At 61.2% G+C, this 15313-nt stretch carries 22 protein-coding genes; 21 read left to right on the top strand and 1 reads right to left on the bottom strand.

All coding sequences use genetic code 11. The features are described from left to right. Positions 1–20 precede the first annotated feature (20 nt). Positions 21–2321: a putative bifunctional diguanylate cyclase/phosphodiesterase gene (locus WFR25_RS00775; RefSeq protein ID WP_336967613.1), complete on the bottom strand. Its 2301-nt coding sequence runs from the start codon at positions 2319–2321 to the stop codon at positions 21–23. Positions 2322–2672: 351 nt separating this feature from the next. Between WFR25_RS00775 and rpsL the strand changes: the two genes are divergently transcribed. From rpsL to rplF, 21 genes are all read left to right on the top strand, one after another. Then, a complete protein-coding gene (rpsL, locus tag WFR25_RS00770) occupies positions 2673–3044 on the top strand; it encodes a 30S ribosomal protein S12 (RefSeq protein ID WP_056692058.1) in 372 nt (123 codons plus the stop codon). Positions 3045–3057: 13 nt separating this feature from the next. Continuing rightward, positions 3058–3528 carry a 30S ribosomal protein S7 gene (rpsG, locus tag WFR25_RS00765; protein WP_336967609.1) on the top strand — a complete coding sequence of 157 codons (471 nt, stop codon included), beginning with the start codon at positions 3058–3060 and terminating at the stop codon, positions 3526–3528. A gap of 92 nt (positions 3529–3620) precedes the next feature. Then, positions 3621–5696: an elongation factor G gene (gene fusA / locus WFR25_RS00760; protein ID WP_336967606.1), complete on the top strand. Its 2076-nt coding sequence runs from the start codon at positions 3621–3623 to the stop codon at positions 5694–5696. Between the two features lie 132 nt (positions 5697–5828). Continuing rightward, positions 5829–7019 (top strand): elongation factor Tu, encoded by a 1191-nt coding sequence (tuf, locus tag WFR25_RS00755; protein WP_336967604.1) that lies wholly within the window; start codon positions 5829–5831, stop codon positions 7017–7019. A 139-nt stretch (positions 7020–7158) separates the two neighbouring features. Then, on the top strand, positions 7159–7467 hold the full coding sequence (rpsJ, locus tag WFR25_RS00750; RefSeq protein ID WP_070156846.1) for a 30S ribosomal protein S10: 309 nt from the start codon (positions 7159–7161) through the stop codon (positions 7465–7467). A gap of 272 nt (positions 7468–7739) precedes the next feature. Beyond that, complete coding sequence (rplC, locus tag WFR25_RS00745; RefSeq protein ID WP_336967600.1) at positions 7740–8495, top strand: 50S ribosomal protein L3; 756 nt, start codon at positions 7740–7742, stop codon at positions 8493–8495. Positions 8496–8498: 3 nt separating this feature from the next. Beyond that, positions 8499–9122: a 50S ribosomal protein L4 gene (gene rplD, locus WFR25_RS00740; protein ID WP_336967598.1), complete on the top strand. Its 624-nt coding sequence runs from the start codon at positions 8499–8501 to the stop codon at positions 9120–9122. Continuing rightward, positions 9115–9429 carry a 50S ribosomal protein L23 gene (locus WFR25_RS00735; protein ID WP_336967595.1) on the top strand — a complete coding sequence of 105 codons (315 nt, stop codon included), beginning with the start codon at positions 9115–9117 and terminating at the stop codon, positions 9427–9429. Before rplD ends, WFR25_RS00735 begins: the two co-directional genes overlap by 8 nt. Positions 9430–9439: 10 nt before the next feature. Then, positions 9440–10276: a 50S ribosomal protein L2 gene (rplB, locus tag WFR25_RS00730; RefSeq protein ID WP_336967592.1), complete on the top strand. Its 837-nt coding sequence runs from the start codon at positions 9440–9442 to the stop codon at positions 10274–10276. 6 nt (positions 10277–10282) lie between these two features. After that, entirely contained in the window at positions 10283–10558 is a 276-nt protein-coding gene (gene rpsS, locus WFR25_RS00725) for a 30S ribosomal protein S19 (protein WP_009820635.1), read from the top strand. Further along, positions 10558–10944: a 50S ribosomal protein L22 gene (gene rplV / locus WFR25_RS00720; RefSeq protein ID WP_336967587.1), complete on the top strand. Its 387-nt coding sequence runs from the start codon at positions 10558–10560 to the stop codon at positions 10942–10944. The genes rpsS and rplV overlap by 1 nt, the downstream gene beginning before the upstream one ends. A 3-nt stretch (positions 10945–10947) precedes the next feature. Further along, positions 10948–11643, top strand: a complete 696-nt coding sequence (gene rpsC, locus WFR25_RS00715) for a 30S ribosomal protein S3 (RefSeq protein WP_336967585.1) — start codon at positions 10948–10950, stop codon at positions 11641–11643. A gap of 21 nt (positions 11644–11664) precedes the next feature. Beyond that, positions 11665–12096, top strand: a complete 432-nt coding sequence (rplP, locus tag WFR25_RS00710) for a 50S ribosomal protein L16 (protein ID WP_336967583.1) — start codon at positions 11665–11667, stop codon at positions 12094–12096. A gap of 3 nt (positions 12097–12099) precedes the next feature. After that, complete coding sequence (rpmC, locus tag WFR25_RS00705) at positions 12100–12306, top strand: 50S ribosomal protein L29 (RefSeq protein WP_336967581.1); 207 nt, start codon at positions 12100–12102, stop codon at positions 12304–12306. A gap of 12 nt (positions 12307–12318) precedes the next feature. Continuing rightward, a complete protein-coding gene (gene rpsQ / locus WFR25_RS00700; protein WP_336967579.1) occupies positions 12319–12582 on the top strand; it encodes a 30S ribosomal protein S17 in 264 nt (87 codons plus the stop codon). Positions 12583–12758: 176 nt separating this feature from the next. Further along, entirely contained in the window at positions 12759–13127 is a 369-nt protein-coding gene (gene rplN, locus WFR25_RS00695) for a 50S ribosomal protein L14 (protein WP_336967576.1), read from the top strand. Beyond that, positions 13127–13438: a 50S ribosomal protein L24 gene (rplX, locus tag WFR25_RS00690; RefSeq protein WP_336967572.1), complete on the top strand. Its 312-nt coding sequence runs from the start codon at positions 13127–13129 to the stop codon at positions 13436–13438. The genes rplN and rplX overlap by 1 nt, the downstream gene beginning before the upstream one ends. Then, the gene (rplE, locus tag WFR25_RS00685; protein ID WP_336967571.1) at positions 13438–14013 is read left to right on the top strand and encodes a 50S ribosomal protein L5; all 576 of its coding nucleotides are present in this window, start codon (positions 13438–13440) and stop codon (positions 14011–14013) included. Before rplX ends, rplE begins: the two co-directional genes overlap by 1 nt. Before the next feature lie 52 nt (positions 14014–14065). Next, on the top strand, positions 14066–14371 hold the full coding sequence (rpsN, locus tag WFR25_RS00680; protein WP_336967570.1) for a 30S ribosomal protein S14: 306 nt from the start codon (positions 14066–14068) through the stop codon (positions 14369–14371). A gap of 12 nt (positions 14372–14383) precedes the next feature. After that, complete coding sequence (rpsH, locus tag WFR25_RS00675; protein ID WP_336967568.1) at positions 14384–14779, top strand: 30S ribosomal protein S8; 396 nt, start codon at positions 14384–14386, stop codon at positions 14777–14779. Next, positions 14779–15312, top strand: coding sequence for a 50S ribosomal protein L6 (gene rplF, locus WFR25_RS00670; RefSeq protein WP_336967566.1), 534 nt, complete (start codon positions 14779–14781; stop codon positions 15310–15312). The genes rpsH and rplF overlap by 1 nt, the downstream gene beginning before the upstream one ends. Position 15313: the final 1 nt, after the last annotated feature.

Raw genomic sequence — 15313 nt, 5'->3', positions numbered from 1 at the left:
GCTGCCTGTCAGCACAGATGTCAGCCTAGAGCGCCCGACGCCTTTTTGTTGCCGAATCGCGCCAGAATGTCCGAAGCCGGTACGGCGGCGCCGAAATGATAGCCCTGCCCGAATTGGCATCCGCCCGCGCGTAGATAGTCGACCTGGCGGGCATTCTCTATGCCTTCCGCAACGGTGCGAATGCCCAGGCTATAGGACAGGTTCAGCACGGTGCGGACGATCGCCGCATCGTCGGGGCTGGTTTCCAGATCGCGCACGAAGCGCTGGTCGATCTTGATGATGTCGATCGGGAACTGTTTGAGGTGCGAAAGAGAGGCGTAGCCCGTACCGAAATCGTCGAGGGCGATCGACAGGCCTGCCTCGCTCAGCCGATGCAATATGGTTCCGACAATATCTGCGTTGCGGCCCAGAAATACCGATTCGGTGACTTCCAGTTCGATCCGTTGCGGCGCGATGCCACCCTGGCGCAAGCGATCGAGCAACCGTTCTGGAAAGCTCTCATCGCGCAGATCGAGACCCGAGACATTGATGGCGACATGGCCGAAATCGAAGCCTGCCTCCTGCCACGTCTGGCAATCGGCGATCACCCCTTCCAGCATGCGGGCGGTGATCGTCTGGCCAAGGTCGGGATGCTCGAAGGCTGCGGCGATCTCCCCCGGCATGATGACGGACCCGTCGGCGCGCACGCAGCGCCACAACGCTTCGAACCCGATCGGCTGGCCCGTGGCTAGGTCCACCTTGGGCTGATACCAGGGACAGGGTTGTTCATGGGTCAGGGCATGGCGCGCCCGCTCCAGCATCTGCGCTTCCGCCTGCCACGCGTCCAGCAGCGCTGGTTCAAACAGGATGGCGCGGCCACGGCCATTATTCTTGGCTTCATAAAGCGCAATGTCGGCATGGCGGATGGCATCCGCGACGGTTTCCCCATGATCGGGGAACATCGCGACGCCCATGCTGACGCGGCAGTCAATGGCGCGACCCCGGTGATTGAGTGGGGCATGAAGATTCGTAGTCATTCGGGCAAGAATCGCGGCCAGGTCTGCGGGCGCGCGCAGGCGGGGCAGCAACACGGCAAATTCGTCGCCGCCCATCCGGGCGACCAGGTCGCCCGGTCGTACCGATTGTTGCAGGCGACGGGCGACCGCACATAGCAGGGCGTCGCCCGCGTCATGGCCTGCGGTGTCGTTGACCCGCTTGAACTCGTCGACGTCGATCAGGACGATGGCCAACTGGCCGCCACCTGAACCAGCCTGGACCGTGGCGCTGGCCGCCTGCGTGGCTGTCGCCATGAAATGCGGACGATTGGCGAGGCCAGTGAGCGAATCGGTCATCGCCAGCGTGGCCAGATGCGCTTCGGCTTCCTTGCGGTCGGTAATGTCGATGAAGCTGGCGATCGCGCACGCCTCATTGTCGATCACGATGGGGCGGCTGGCCAGCAGCACATCGCGGACGGCGCCGTCGCGGCGGCGGATGCGGCATTCGACATTGTCGATCACTTCGCCCGCATTGATCAGGGCGCTCAGCGAGTCGCGATCAACATTGTCGGCCAATATGTTCGGGAAGGCGTTCGGCTCATTCATGGCATCCTGTGGCCCCAGCATCATCTGGGCCGCATGGTTGGTACGGATGATCCGCCCGTCGATACTTGTCACCAGCAAGGGAACGGGCACCGCCAGGAACATGCGGCCCAGCGTTTCGCTACTGTTTGCCAAATTCTTGCGCGCCCGCAATTCGGCGCGACCCGACAGCCATTCCGTGCGTTGCAGGCGGTTGTTGCGTGCGAGGGCCATCCACATCGCGCAATGGAGAATCAGCATCGCCATGACCATGCCCGGCCAGGTGGCGGGAAGAGGGGTGGGAGCCAGATAGCCGGCCAGCAACGCAAGGCTGCATCCAAGGCCACCGCCGACATTGCCGCGAAAATTGCTGGGCACGACCAGATAGAAGATGACGGGCAGCAGCGACATCACGAAGATCGCGATGTCGCTGCGTGACGTGACCAGGCAGCCTACGCCGATGGCGGTCACGACCTGCCAGGCGGCGACGACGCGGACCAGAGCGCTGAAATGGCGCAGGTCGCGCGCAAGCCAAAGGCAGACGAGCGACCAAAGGACAACGGTGATTCTGGCCGACACCGCGACCGCAAAGTGGGGGGTTCCGGCAAAGCGCCAGTCGCTCAGCAGGAACAGGCTGTTGAGAATAGCGGACAGGATGAAGAGCAGGCGCACATGGCGTCGCAAGACGTCCATCCGAGAGGCCTGGAATCCGGCCTCTGTCGTGGGATCGCGAAACTCGCCGGAATAGGGAGCGATTCTGTTCAATGGTCGTCCATGGGACATCTGCTGTTGTAAAACGTCAGCATAGCGTGCTGATGTTATTAAAGAGCTAACAGGTCGTTCATCGTCTCAGCGGCGGCGCGGGGGCGGGGCGACGGCTTGACCGGCCGGGGCGGCATCGCTATAGGCGCGCCAACCCAAAGGGCCATGGGGAGAGAATCGCTTTTCTCTTCGTTCCCCGCCGGGTTTAGACAGAGCTGAACATTGCCGGGTGCTCTTGCGGCTCCAGGGGGTCATTTTGACCGCCGGGGCCTTTGCTGTTGGAAACGCATATGCGGGTCTGGCGGCAGGAACGCGGAGTGCTGACGCAAAGTAACTGAAAAGGTGAAGGGCTTCATGCCAACGATTAACCAGCTGGTCCGCAAGGGCCGCGATCCGCAGAAGGCCAAGTCCAAGGTCCCTGCGATGGAAGCAAACCCGCAGAAGCGCGGCGTTTGCACCCGCGTTTACACCACGACCCCGAAGAAGCCGAACTCGGCGCTTCGTAAGGTTGCCAAGGTTCGCCTGGTCAACCAGCGCGAAGTCATCACCTATATTCCAGGTGAAGGCCACAACCTGCAGGAGCACAGCGTCGTGCTGATCCGCGGCGGTCGTGTCCGCGATCTTCCCGGTGTGCGCTACCACGTTCTTCGCGGCGTTCTGGATACCCAGGGCGTCAAGGATCGTAAGCAGAGCCGTTCGAAGTACGGCGCCAAGCGTCCTAAGTAAGGGAGACTAGAATATGTCACGTCGTCGTCGCCCCGAAAAGCGCGTCATCCTGCCCGATCCCAAATTCGGTGACCAGGTTCTGTCCAAGTTCATGAACAGCGTCATGGAAGACGGCAAGAAGGCCGTCGCTGAATCCATCGTTTATGGTGCCCTCGAAACTGTCGAGACCAAGGCGAAGAAGGATCCCATCGGACTGTTCCATGAAGCGCTGAACAATGTGAAGCCCGGTATCGAGGTCCGCAGCCGCCGTGTTGGCGGTGCGACCTATCAGGTTCCTGTGGAAGTTCGCCCTGAGCGTTCGCAGGCCCTGGCCATCCGCTGGCTGATCACTGCCGCGCGCAACCGCAGCGAAACCACGATGGCCGCGCGCCTTTCGGGTGAGCTGCTGGATGCCGCCAACAACCGCGGCAATGCGGTCAAGAAGCGTGAAGATACGCACCGGATGGCGGAAGCCAACCGCGCCTTCTCGCATTACCGCTGGTAATCACTATATAGAAGCCGGGCGCTGCAAAGGTGGCGCCCGGCTTTTCCTCATTCCAGTCCAAGCCGCCGGCACCCCGGCAACGGAGACAGATCATGGCCCGCAGCCATCCGCTCGAGAAATATCGCAATATCGGCATCATGGCGCACATCGACGCCGGCAAGACGACCACGACCGAGCGTATCCTCTACTACACCGGCAAGTCCTACAAGATCGGCGAAGTCCATGACGGCGCCGCGACGATGGACTGGATGGAGCAGGAGCAGGAGCGCGGCATCACGATCACGTCGGCCGCGACGACCTGTTTCTGGAACGATCACCGCATCAACATCATCGACACGCCCGGCCACGTCGACTTCACGATCGAAGTCGAGCGTTCGCTGCGCGTTCTGGATGGCGCGGTTACCTGTTTTGACGGCGTTGCGGGTGTTGAGCCGCAGTCGGAAACCGTGTGGCGCCAGGCAGACAAATATCGCGTGCCGCGCATGTGCTACGTCAACAAGCTTGATCGCACGGGCGCCAGCTTCGAGCGCTGCGTTCAGATGATCAAGGATCGCCTGGGTGCGCGTCCGGCAATTCTGTACATGCCGATCGGCATTGAGAGCAGCTTCATCGGTCTGGTCGACATTGTCGAGAACCGTGCGATCGTGTGGCTGGATGAGTCGCTGGGCGCCAAGTTCGAATATCAGGAAATTCCTGACGACCTGAAGGATGCCGCAGCCGCTGCGCGCAGCGAGCTGATCGAACTGGCTGTCGAGCAGGACGATGCGGCCATGGAAGCGTATCTTGAGGGCAATGAGCCTGACGTGCCGACGCTGAAGGCGTTGATCCGGAAGGGTACGCTGGCGTTCGACTTCGTTCCGGTCCTATGTGGTTCGTCGTTCAAGAACAAGGGCGTGCAGCCGCTGCTGGACGCCGTTGTCGACTATCTTCCCAGCCCGCTCGACATTCCTGATGTTCAGGGTCTGAAGCAGGATGGCGAAACCCCCGATTCGCGTCCGCCTGCTGACGATGCGCCTTTCTCGGCGCTGGCGTTCAAGATCATGAACGATCCCTTTGTCGGCACGCTGACCTTTGCCCGTATCTATTCCGGCAAGCTGGAAACCGCTTCGTCCGTCACCAACTCGGTGAAGGACAAGAAGGAGAAAGTTGGCCGCATGTTGCTGATGCATGCCAACAGCCGCGAAGACATTCAGGAAGCCTATGCGGGCGACATCGTCGCTCTGGCGGGCCTGAAGGAAACGACGACGGGTGACACGCTCTGCGCCTCCAACGCGCCGATCATTCTGGAGCGTATGGAATTCCCCGAGCCGGTCATCGAACTGTCGGTGGAGCCCAAGACCAAGGCTGACCAGGAGAAGATGGGCGTCGCCCTTAATCGCCTGGCGCGCGAGGATCCGTCCTTCCGCGTGTCGTCGGACGCAGAGAGCGGCCAGACGATCATCAAGGGCATGGGCGAACTTCACCTCGAAATCCTTGTCGACCGCATGAAGCGCGAGTTCAAGGTCGAGGCCAATGTCGGTGCACCGCAGGTCGCCTATCGCGAATATCTCGCGAAGAAGGTCGACATTGACTACACCCACAAGAAGCAGTCGGGTGGTTCGGGTCAGTTCGGTCGCATCAAGTTCACGGTGGAACCCGGTGAGCGTGGCCAGGGCGTCATCTTCAAGGACGAGATCAAGGGCGGTAATATTCCCAAGGAATATATCCCCTCCGTCGAAAAGGGCATCCGCGAGATCGCGGCGACCGGTTCGCTGATTGGCTTCCCGATCATCGACTTCACTGCGGTCCTGTATGACGGCGCCTACCATGACGTCGATTCGTCGGCGCTGGCGTTTGAAATCTGCGCCCGCGGCGCGATGCGTGAAGCGGCCCAGAAGGCTGGCATCAAGCTGCTTGAGCCGATCATGAAGGTCGAGGTCGTGACCCCGGAAGATTATCTGGGCGATGTCATCGGCGACATGAACAGCCGTCGTGGCCAGATTCAGGGCACGGACAGCCGCGGTAACGCCCAGGTCGTCGAGGCCATGGTGCCGCTCGCGAACATGTTCGGCTATGTGAACCAGCTCCGCTCGTTCACCCAGGGCCGCGCCCAGTACAGCATGCAGTTCTCGCACTATGATGAAGTGCCGTCGAATGTTGCTGACGAGGTGAAGGCCAAGATGGCCTGAAAATCCTGAACCGGCCTGTGCGAACGGGTCGGTTAGGACTTTCATTATGCGAATTTGCTGCTATGGACGCGCCTTCGCAAGGCGCGGCCTGGCGGTCAGACCCAAGCTATTTGGACTAGAAGGTAGAGAGAAATGGCGAAAGCTAAGTTTGAGCGGACGAAGCCGCACTGCAACATCGGCACCATCGGTCACGTTGACCATGGCAAGACCTCGCTGACCGCAGCGATCACGAAGGTGCTGGCCGAAACCGGCGGCGCAACCTTCACCAGCTACGACAACATCGACAAGGCGCCTGAAGAGCGCGAGCGCGGCATCACCATCTCGACCGCGCACGTCGAGTATGAGACCGAAGCACGCCACTACGCGCACGTCGACTGCCCGGGTCACGCTGACTACGTCAAGAACATGATCACCGGTGCTGCCCAGATGGACGGCGCGATCCTGGTCGTGTCGGCCACCGACGGCCCGATGCCGCAGACCCGTGAGCACATCCTGCTCGCCAAGCAGGTCGGCGTTCCCCAGCTGGTCGTGTTCATGAACAAGGTTGACCTGGTCGACGACGCTGAAATTCTCGAGCTGGTCGAGCTGGAAATTCGCGAGCTGCTGTCGTCCTACGACTTTGACGGCGACAACATTCCTATCATCCCCGGTTCGGCCGTTGCTGCCCTGCAGGACAAGACTCCTGAGATCGGCCACGACGCCGTTCTGAAGCTGATGGCTGCTGTCGATAGCTGGATCCCGCAGCCAGAGCGTCCCGTGGACAAGCCTTTCCTGATGCCGATCGAAGACGTGTTCTCGATCTCGGGTCGTGGTACGGTTGTGACCGGCCGCGTCGAAACCGGCATCGTCAAGGTTGGCGAAGAAGTCGAGATCGTCGGCATCAAGGACACCCGCAAGACCACCGTCACGGGCGTTGAAATGTTCCGCAAGCTGCTCGACGAAGGTCGTGCAGGCGACAACATCGGCGCGCTGGTTCGCGGCGTTGGTCGTGAAGACGTTGAGCGTGGTCAGGTTCTGGCCAAGCCCGGTTCGGTTACGCCGCACACCGAGTTCGACGCGGAAATCTACGTGCTGTCGAAGGAAGAGGGTGGCCGTCATACGCCGTTCTTCGCCAACTACCGCCCGCAGTTCTACTTCCGCACCACGGACGTCACTGGTGAGGTCATTCTGCCCGAGGGCACCGAGATGGTCATGCCCGGCGACAATGTGAAGCTGAACATCAAGCTCATCGCGCCGATCGCGATGGACTCGGGTCTGCGCTTCGCAATCCGTGAAGGCGGTCGTACCGTCGGCGCAGGGGTTGTCGGAACGATCTCCAAGTAATATAGGCAACGAACCGCGCGGGTCTGGTGATTCGCGCGGTTCGGATTTTAACCGCCTCGGACTGATCCTCGCCGGCGTATCGCTAGAGGGTCCTAACGGGGCGGTTTGTTTTTTGGCTCTTTCGCATCGGTAGTAGGACATGGACAGCAACATCCGCATTCGCCTTAAGGCGTTCGATCATCGCGTGCTCGATCAGGCGACCGGCGACATCGCCGAAACCGCCCGTCGCACGGGCGCTCTCATTCGCGGGCCCATTCCTCTCCCGACGCGCATTGAGAAGTTCACCGTCAACCGTGGTCCCCACGTTGACAAAAAGTCTCGCGAGCAGTTCGAGGTCCGCACCTACAAGCGTATGCTTGACATTGTGCAGCCGACGCCGCAGACGGTCGACGCGCTGATGAAGCTGGATCTGGCTGCCGGCGTGAACGTCGAGATCAAGTTGGCCTAAGCCGACAAGTCCCCGCCCCTCGCAAGGGTGGCGGGGTATCGGGCATTTCGGGCGACCGAAGGCTCAAACGACACAAGGGATACCGCGCAGCTATTGCTGTGGTCCTGGTCCCCCGTCGCTATCCCCGAGTAGGGGGTAGCATCCAACCCAGACGGGGTGATCTATAAGCAAGGGTTGGCCGCGACGGAGAAATCCGGAGCGGTTTTTTCGTTGGATACGCCCGCAGCGGTTTCTTTGGAGATCGGGTCGGGCCTCTATTGGGAGTATGGATCATGCGCACTGGCGTGATCGCTAAGAAAGTCGGGATGACCCGCCTGTTTCAGGACGATGGACGTCACGTCCCCGTCACTGTCCTCGCTCTTGAGGGCAACCAGGTCGTCGCGCGCAAGGAAGCCGATCGTGACGGCTATATCGCCGTTCAGCTCGGTGCTGGCGTTGCGAAGGCCAAGAATGTCGCCAAGCCGCAGCGCGGTCACTTCGGCAAGGCTGAAGTCGAGCTGAAGGCGCGTCTGGTCGAATTCCGCGTGACCGAGGATGCGCTCCTCGACGTCGGCGCGGAAATCGCCGCTGACCATTTCATCACCGGCCAGTTGGTCGATGTGGCCGGTCACACGCAGGGCAAGGGCTTTGCCGGTGCGATGAAGCGTTGGGGTTTCGGCGGTATGCGCGCGACCCACGGCGTGTCCATTAGCCACCGTGCGCATGGTTCGACCGGTAACCGTCAGGATCCGGGTCGCGTCTTCAAGAACAAGAAGATGGCCGGTCACATGGGTGATCGTGAGCGGACCCAGCAGAATCTCGAAGTCGTCCGCACCGATGTGGAGCGCGGCCTGATCTTCGTGAAGGGCAGCGTTCCGGGTGCCAAGGGCACTTGGCTGACCGTCAAGGACTCCGTGAAGGTTCCTCGTCCGGCCGACGTTCCCTATCCCGCCAGCCTGAAGAAGGCTGCCAACAGCAATGACGCTGCGGCGAACACCCCGGCTGAAGATGCCGCGGCTCCCGAAGTGACCGAAGGCCAGGAGGGCTAAACCATGAAGGTCAAGGTACAGACCCTCGACGCGCAGGCGTCCGGCGATGTGGAGCTGAACGATGCCGTTTTCGGTGTCGAGCCTCGCGCTGACATCCTGCACCGCGTCGTCACCTGGCAGCTCGAAAAGCGTCGTGGCACTGCCCGCGGCACCCGCGAGCGCAGCGACGTTGCCCGCACCGGCAAGAAGTTCGGTCGCCAGAAGGGTGGCGGTACGGCTCGCCACGGCGATCGTGCGGCTCCGATCTTCATCGGCGGTGGTAAGGCGCACGGCGCACGCGTTCGTGACTTCAATCCCTCGCTGAACAAGAAGGTTCGTGCACTGGGCCTGAAGATGGCGCTGTCGGACAAGGCGAAAAATGGTTCGTTGACCATTTTGGACACCCTGGACGTCAAGGATGGCAAGACCCGGGAACTGGTCGCGCATCTCGCCAAGCTGAACCTCACCAAGGCGCTGTTCATTGATGGCGATGCCGTCAATGTGAGCTTCGCCAAGGCATCGGCCAACATCATCGGCGTGAACCTGCTGCCGGCCGTTGGCGCGAACGTCTATGACATACTGAAGGCGGACACGCTGGTGCTGACCCGCGCCGCCGTCGAAAAGCTGGAGGCGCGTTTCAATGGCTAAGCAGCAAGTCAAGGCCGTCGAGAACCGTCATTATGACGTCGTTGTCGCGCCGCTGATCACCGAAAAGTCGACCCTCCTCAGCGAGAACAACGCCGTGGTCTTCAAGGTTGCGAACGACGCATCCAAGCCGGAGATCAAGGCTGCGATCGAAGCGCTGTTCGGCGTGACCGTTAAAGCGGTCAATACGCTGGTGCAGAAGGGCAAGACGAAGCGCTGGAAGGGCAAGCCCTACAAGCGTTCGGATTTCAAGAAGGCGATCGTGACGCTGGCCGAAGGCCAGTCCATCGACGTCACCACCGGTATCTGAGGCGCGGAACATGGCACTCAAGCACTATAACCCGACGAGCCCGGCCCAGCGTGGCCTGATCCTCGTCGACAAGTCCAGCCTGCACAAGGGCAAGCCCGTCAAGGCGCTGACCGAAGGCAAGCGCAAGACCGGTGGTCGCAACAACAAGGGTCATGTGACCTCGCGCGGTATCGCCGGTGGTCACAAGCAGAAGTATCGCATCATCGACTTCAAGCGTCGCCTCTGGGACGTTGAAGGCACGGTCGAGCGTCTGGAATATGACCCCAACCGCACTGCGTTCATCGCGCTGGTCAACTACCCCGATGGCACCCAGACCTATATCATCGCGCCGCAGCGCCTTGCGCCTGGTGACAAGGTCATCGCGGCCAAGAAGACCGACGTGAAGCCGGGCAACGCGATGGAACTGGGGCAGATGCCGGTCGGCACCATCATCCACAATGTGGAGATGAAGCCGGGCAAGGGCGCGCAGCTCTGCCGGTCCGCTGGCACCTACGCCCAGCTGGTTGGCCGTGATCGCGGCATGGTGATGATCCGCCTGTCCTCGGGCGAGCAGCGCTACATCCGTTCGGATTGCATGGGCACCGTTGGCGCCGTGTCGAACCCGGACAACCAGAACACCAATCTGGGCAAGGCCGGCCGTTCGCGCTGGTTGGGCAAGCGCCCGCTGACCCGTGGTGTTGCAAAGAACCCGGTCGATCACCCGCATGGTGGTGGTGAAGGCCGTACCTCGGGCGGCCGTCATCCGGTTACCCCATGGGGCAAGCCGACCAAGGGTGCGCGCACCCGCCACAACAAGGCGACGGACAAGATGATTATCCGTTCGCGTCACGCCAAGAAGAAGAGGTAATCCGCGATGGCTCGTTCCGTCTGGAAAGGTCCGTTCGTGGACCTCAGCCTTCTGAAGAAGGCAGAAGCGGCACAGGATGCCGGTGGCCGCGCGCCGATCAAGACCTGGTCGCGTCGCTCCACCATCCTGCCGCAGTTCGTTGGCCTGACGTTCAACGTCTATAATGGCCGCAAGCACGTTCCCGTTTCGGTGAACGAGGATATGGTCGGTCACAAGCTTGGTGAATTCGCGCCCACGCGCTTCTTCCCCGGCCACGCTGCCGACAAGAAGGGCAAGCGCTAATGGGTAAGGAAAAATCCCCCCGCCGCGTTGCGGACAATGAGGCTCTGGCCGTCGGCACGCAGATTCGCGGTTCGGCCCAGAAGCTGAACCTGGTCGCCACGCTGATCCGGGGCCGCAAGGTCGAAGAGGCGTTGAACATCCTCGCCTTCTCGAAGAAGGCGATGGCGGTCGATGTTCGCAAGGTGCTGGATTCGGCCATCGCCAATGCGGAAAACAACCACAATCTGGACGTCGACTCGCTGGTCGTCGCGGAAGCCTCGGTGGGCAAGAGCATCACCATGAAGCGCTTCCACGCTCGCGGCCGTGGCAAGTCGACCCAGATCCTGAAGCCGTTCAGCCGCGTGCGCATCATCGTGCGTGAAGCGACCGCGGAAGAGGAGGCGTAAGTCATGGGTCATAAGAGTAATCCGATCGGTCTGCGTCTTCAGATCAACCGTACCTGGGACAGCCGCTGGTACGCAGAAGGCGCCGATTACGGCCGTCTGCTGATGGAAGACATCAAGATCCGCAAGTTCATCATGAAGACGATGCCCCAGGCAGCGATCTCCAAGGTGGTCATCGAGCGTCCGGCCAAGCTGTGCCGCGTGTCGATCTATGCGGCTCGCCCCGGTGTCATCATCGGCAAGAAGGGCGCGGACATTGAAAAGCTGCGTCGCAAGCTGGCCGCGTTCACCACGTCCGACGTGTCGCTGAACATCGTTGAAATCCGCAAGCCGGAAATCGACAGCCGTCTCGTCGCGCAGGGCATCGCCGACCAGCTGGAACGCCGCGTTGCGTTCCGCCGGGCGATGAAGCGCGCGGTCCAGAGCGCTCTGCGCCTTGGCGCCGAGGGCATCAAGATCACCTGCGGCGGCCGGCTGGGCGGCGCAGAGATCGCCCGCGTCGAATGGTATCGTGAAGGTCGCGTTCCGCTGCACACGCTGCGCGCGAACGTCGATTATGCCGAAGCCGAAGCGCACACCGCCTATGGCGTGTGCGGTATCAAGTGCTGGATCTTCAAGGGCGAGATCCTTGGCCACGATCCGATGGCCACCGACCGGCTTATGCTGGAGGCTCAGACCTCCGGCGTGCGCCCGGCGCGCTGAATATAAGGTAGGTATAGCGTCATGCTGCAACCGAAGAAAATGAAGTTCCGCAAGGCCTTCAAGGGCCGGATCAAGGGCGATGCCAAGGGTGGTACCGCACTGAACTTCGGCGCCTATGGCCTCAAGGCGATGGAGCCGGAGCGGCTCACCGCGCGCCAGATCGAGGCGGCTCGCCGCGCGATCACGCGGCACATCCGCCGCCAGGGCCGTCTGTGGATCCGCGTGTTCCCCGACGTTCCGGTGTCGAAGAAGCCCGCCGAAGTCCGTCAGGGCAAGGGCAAGGGTTCGGTCGAATATTGGGCGGCTCGCGTCGCTCCCGGCCGTATCCTGTTCGAGCTTGACGGCGTTCCGGGTCCGCTCGCAGCAGAGGCCTTCTCGCGCGCCGCGATGAAGCTGCCCATCAAGACGAAGGTCGTTGCCCGCCTCGGCGACACCTCGCATTTGGGAGCGTAAGCGATGGCGAACGTTGCTGACATAAAGACGAAGTCGGACGACGAGCTGTCGACCGAGCTGAACAACCTGAAGCGCGAGCAGTTCAACCTGCGTTTCCAGGCGGCCACCAACCAGCTGGAAAAGCCCAGCCGCGTTCGTGAAGTCCGCCGGTCGATCGCGCAGATCAAGACATTGCAGACTGAGCGCTCGCGCTCGGTTGCAGCGAAGTAAAGGAAACACACGATGCCCAAGCGCGTGCTGACGGGAACTGTGGTTTCCGACAAGACCGACAAGACGGTGGTCGTTCGCGTGGAGCGCAAGGTAAAGCACGCGCTCTACGGCAAGATCATTCGTCGTTCGAAGAAGTACCATGCCCATGACGAGGGCAACACCTACAAGGAAGGCGAGACGGTCCGCATCGAGGAAACCGCCCCAATTTCCAAGCTCAAGACCTGGAAGGTCATCGAGCGGGTGGACACGCACAAGTCGCCTGAAACGGCGGCCTGAAGGCCAGGTCACTGACTGTTCGAATCTAATTGCGACGCGGGGCTGGCCTTTTCCTTTCGGAAGGGTTACAGGCCCGCGCTTCGCTTAGATACTTTCGGTCGCTTTGCGAATTCGGAACCGCCGGGCCAGAATCGTTCTGGGCATCCCGGTAGGCCAAATAAGAAGGAACCGGATCTATGATCCAGATGCAATCCAATCTTGACGTTGCTGACAACAGCGGCGCCAAGCGCGTCCAGTGCATCAAGGTGCTGGGCGGGTCGAAGCGGCGCTTCGCCAGCGTGGGCGACATCATCGTCGTCTCCGTGAAAGAGGCCCAGCCGCGCGGCAAGGTCAAGAAGGGTGACGTGCACCGTGCCGTCATCGTCCGCACTGCCAAGGACGTTCGTCGTCCCGACGGTTCGGTTATCCGTTTCGACGGTAATGCCGCCGTGCTGGTCAACAAGAACGAGGAGCCGATCGGCACTCGTATCTTTGGCCCCGTGGTTCGCGAACTGCGCGCCAAGAAGCACATGAAGATCATCTCTCTTGCTCCCGAGGTGCTGTAATGGCTGCCGCTAAGATCAAGAAGGGCGACAAGGTCGTCGTGCTCGCTGGCAAGGATAAGGGCCGTACCGGCACCGTCCTTCAGATGTTCCCCAAGGACGACAAGGTTCTGGTAGAGGGCGTCAACGTCCACGCCAAGCACCGTAAGCCCGACCAGGCGAACCCGCAGGGTGGCATCGACCGCAAGCCTGCGCCGCTGCACATTTCGAACGTCGCGGTGGCTGGCGCTGATGGCAAACCGACCCGCGTCCGCTTTGAAACCAAGGACGGCAAGAAGGTCCGCGTGGCCGTGAAGTCCGGGGAGACGCTGTAATGGCTGATAAATACATCCCGCGCTCCAAGGCGCTCTATGACACCGAGATCGCGAAGGCGATGACCGAGAAATTCGGTTACAAGAACGTCATGGAAGTGCCTTCGATCGTGAAGATCACGCTCAACATGGGCGTGGGCGAAGCGACGCAGGACAAGAAGAAGGTCACCCAGGCGGCCGAGGAAATGGAACTGATCGCAGGCCAGAAGCCGGTGATCACCAAGGCGAAGAAGTCGATCGCACAGTTCAAGCTGCGCGAAGGCATGCCGATCGGCGCGAAGGTCACTCTTCGTCGCGAGCGCATGTTCGAGTTCCTGGATCGTCTGGTGAACATCGCTCTGCCTCGCGTTCGCGATTTCCGTGGTCTCAACCCGAAGAGCTTCGATGGCCGTGGCAACTATGCCTTCGGTATCAAGGAGCAGATCATCTTCCCCGAGATCAACTATGACCGCATCGACAAGGTGCGCGGCATGGATATCATCGTGACAACCACCGCGAAGACGGACGACGAGGCGCGCGAACTGCTGCGCCTGTTCGGTTTCCCGTTCCCGCAGGAAGAAGAGAAGCAGGCGGCCTGAACAGGTCCCGCTTCTCTTTCCAACCTTTAGGCTAAGGAAGAGAACTTAAGTCATGGCGAAACTGAGTTCCATCAACAAGAATGAGCGTCGCAAGAAGCTGGTGAAGAAGTATGCCGGCAAATATGCGCGTTTGAGGGCGATTGCCGACGACAACTCGGCTGACGACACGGACCGCCTGATGGCGCGTCTGAAGATGGCTGAAATCCCCCGCAATGGTAATCCGACCCGCGTTCGGAACCGTTGTGAAGTGACCGGCCGTCCGCGCGCCTATTACCGCAAGTTCCGGCTCTGCCGTATTCAGCTGCGCGATCTGGCCAATAAAGGCCTGATCCCCGGCGTCACCAAGTCGAGCTGGTAAGGATATCACCTCATGGCATTGACCGATCCCCTGGGTGATATGCTCACCCGCATCCGCAACGGGCAGCAGGCGAAGAAGGACAGCGTTATGTCCCCCGCCAGCAAGCTGCGCGCTCGCGTACTCGACGTGCTTCAGCGCGAAGGCTATATCCGCGGTTACTCCGAGGAAGTCCTCGGCAAGCACCCCGGCCTGCGCATCGAACTGAAATATTTCGAAGGCCAGCCTGCGATCAAGCATGTTGCCCGCGTGTCCAAGCCTGGCCGCCGCGTCTATTCGGGTTCCAAGGAACTGCCGGTAGTGCGCAACGGCCTGGGCATCACCATTGTCTCGACGCCCAAGGGTGTTCTGTCCGACGCGGAAGCGCGTGACCAGAATGTCGGCGGCGAAGTGCTTGCGGAGGTGTTCTGATGAGCCGCATCGGTAAAAAGCCGGTCGCGATTCCTTCGGGCGTCACCGCGACCATTGAAGGCGGTCAGTTGTCGGTCAAGGGTCCCAAGGGTACCCTGGCGCTGACGCTGCGCGACGAAATCAGCTACACGGTAGAAGCTGACGGTATCTCGGTCCAGCCTGCGAACGCCACGAAGGCGGCGCGCGCATTCTGGGGCATGCAGCGGACGCTGGTGCAGAACCTGATCACCGGCGTGACGGAGGGCTTCTCCAAGAAGCTGCTCATCACCGGCGTTGGTTATCGTGCGAACGCGCAGGGCAAGAACCTGAAGCTGCAGCTCGGCTACAGCCATGACGTCGATTTCGCGATCCCCGAGGGGATCGAGATCAAGACCCCGGATAACACCACGGTCGAGATCAGCGGTATCGACAAGCAGAAGGTCGGCCAGGTGGCCGCAGAAATTCGTCGCTGGCGGAAGCCCGAACCCTATAAGGGCAAGGGCATCAAGTATGACGGCGAGTTCATCTTCCGCAAGGAAGGGAAGAAGAAGTAAG

Source organism: Sphingobium aromaticiconvertens (genome assembly GCF_037154075.1).
Classification (GTDB): domain Bacteria; phylum Pseudomonadota; class Alphaproteobacteria; order Sphingomonadales; family Sphingomonadaceae; genus Sphingobium; species Sphingobium aromaticiconvertens.
This window is presented reverse-complemented; position numbering and strand designations above follow the sequence as displayed.

Bases quoted from the DNA above. Each gene is read 5' to 3' on its own strand.
- rpsL (WP_056692058.1), top strand. From the start codon at position 2,673: ATGCCAACGATTAACCAGCTGGTCCGCAAGGGCCGCGATCCGCAGAAG.
- rpsG (WP_336967609.1), top strand. From the start codon at position 3,058: ATGTCACGTCGTCGTCGCCCCGAAAAGCGCGTCATCCTGCCCGATCCC.
- fusA (WP_336967606.1), top strand. From the start codon at position 3,621: ATGGCCCGCAGCCATCCGCTCGAGAAATATCGCAATATCGGCATCATG.
- tuf (WP_336967604.1), top strand. From the start codon at position 5,829: ATGGCGAAAGCTAAGTTTGAGCGGACGAAGCCGCACTGCAACATCGGC.
- rpsJ (WP_070156846.1), top strand. From the start codon at position 7,159: ATGGACAGCAACATCCGCATTCGCCTTAAGGCGTTCGATCATCGCGTG.
- rplC (WP_336967600.1), top strand. From the start codon at position 7,740: ATGCGCACTGGCGTGATCGCTAAGAAAGTCGGGATGACCCGCCTGTTT.
- rplD (WP_336967598.1), top strand. From the start codon at position 8,499: ATGAAGGTCAAGGTACAGACCCTCGACGCGCAGGCGTCCGGCGATGTG.
- WFR25_RS00735 (WP_336967595.1), top strand. From the start codon at position 9,115: ATGGCTAAGCAGCAAGTCAAGGCCGTCGAGAACCGTCATTATGACGTC.
- rplB (WP_336967592.1), top strand. From the start codon at position 9,440: ATGGCACTCAAGCACTATAACCCGACGAGCCCGGCCCAGCGTGGCCTG.
- rpsS (WP_009820635.1), top strand. From the start codon at position 10,283: ATGGCTCGTTCCGTCTGGAAAGGTCCGTTCGTGGACCTCAGCCTTCTG.
- rplV (WP_336967587.1), top strand. From the start codon at position 10,558: ATGGGTAAGGAAAAATCCCCCCGCCGCGTTGCGGACAATGAGGCTCTG.
- rpsC (WP_336967585.1), top strand. From the start codon at position 10,948: ATGGGTCATAAGAGTAATCCGATCGGTCTGCGTCTTCAGATCAACCGT.
- rplP (WP_336967583.1), top strand. From the start codon at position 11,665: ATGCTGCAACCGAAGAAAATGAAGTTCCGCAAGGCCTTCAAGGGCCGG.
- rpmC (WP_336967581.1), top strand. From the start codon at position 12,100: ATGGCGAACGTTGCTGACATAAAGACGAAGTCGGACGACGAGCTGTCG.
- rpsQ (WP_336967579.1), top strand. From the start codon at position 12,319: ATGCCCAAGCGCGTGCTGACGGGAACTGTGGTTTCCGACAAGACCGAC.
- rplN (WP_336967576.1), top strand. From the start codon at position 12,759: ATGATCCAGATGCAATCCAATCTTGACGTTGCTGACAACAGCGGCGCC.
- rplX (WP_336967572.1), top strand. From the start codon at position 13,127: ATGGCTGCCGCTAAGATCAAGAAGGGCGACAAGGTCGTCGTGCTCGCT.
- rplE (WP_336967571.1), top strand. From the start codon at position 13,438: ATGGCTGATAAATACATCCCGCGCTCCAAGGCGCTCTATGACACCGAG.
- rpsN (WP_336967570.1), top strand. From the start codon at position 14,066: ATGGCGAAACTGAGTTCCATCAACAAGAATGAGCGTCGCAAGAAGCTG.
- rpsH (WP_336967568.1), top strand. From the start codon at position 14,384: ATGGCATTGACCGATCCCCTGGGTGATATGCTCACCCGCATCCGCAAC.
- rplF (WP_336967566.1), top strand. From the start codon at position 14,779: ATGAGCCGCATCGGTAAAAAGCCGGTCGCGATTCCTTCGGGCGTCACC.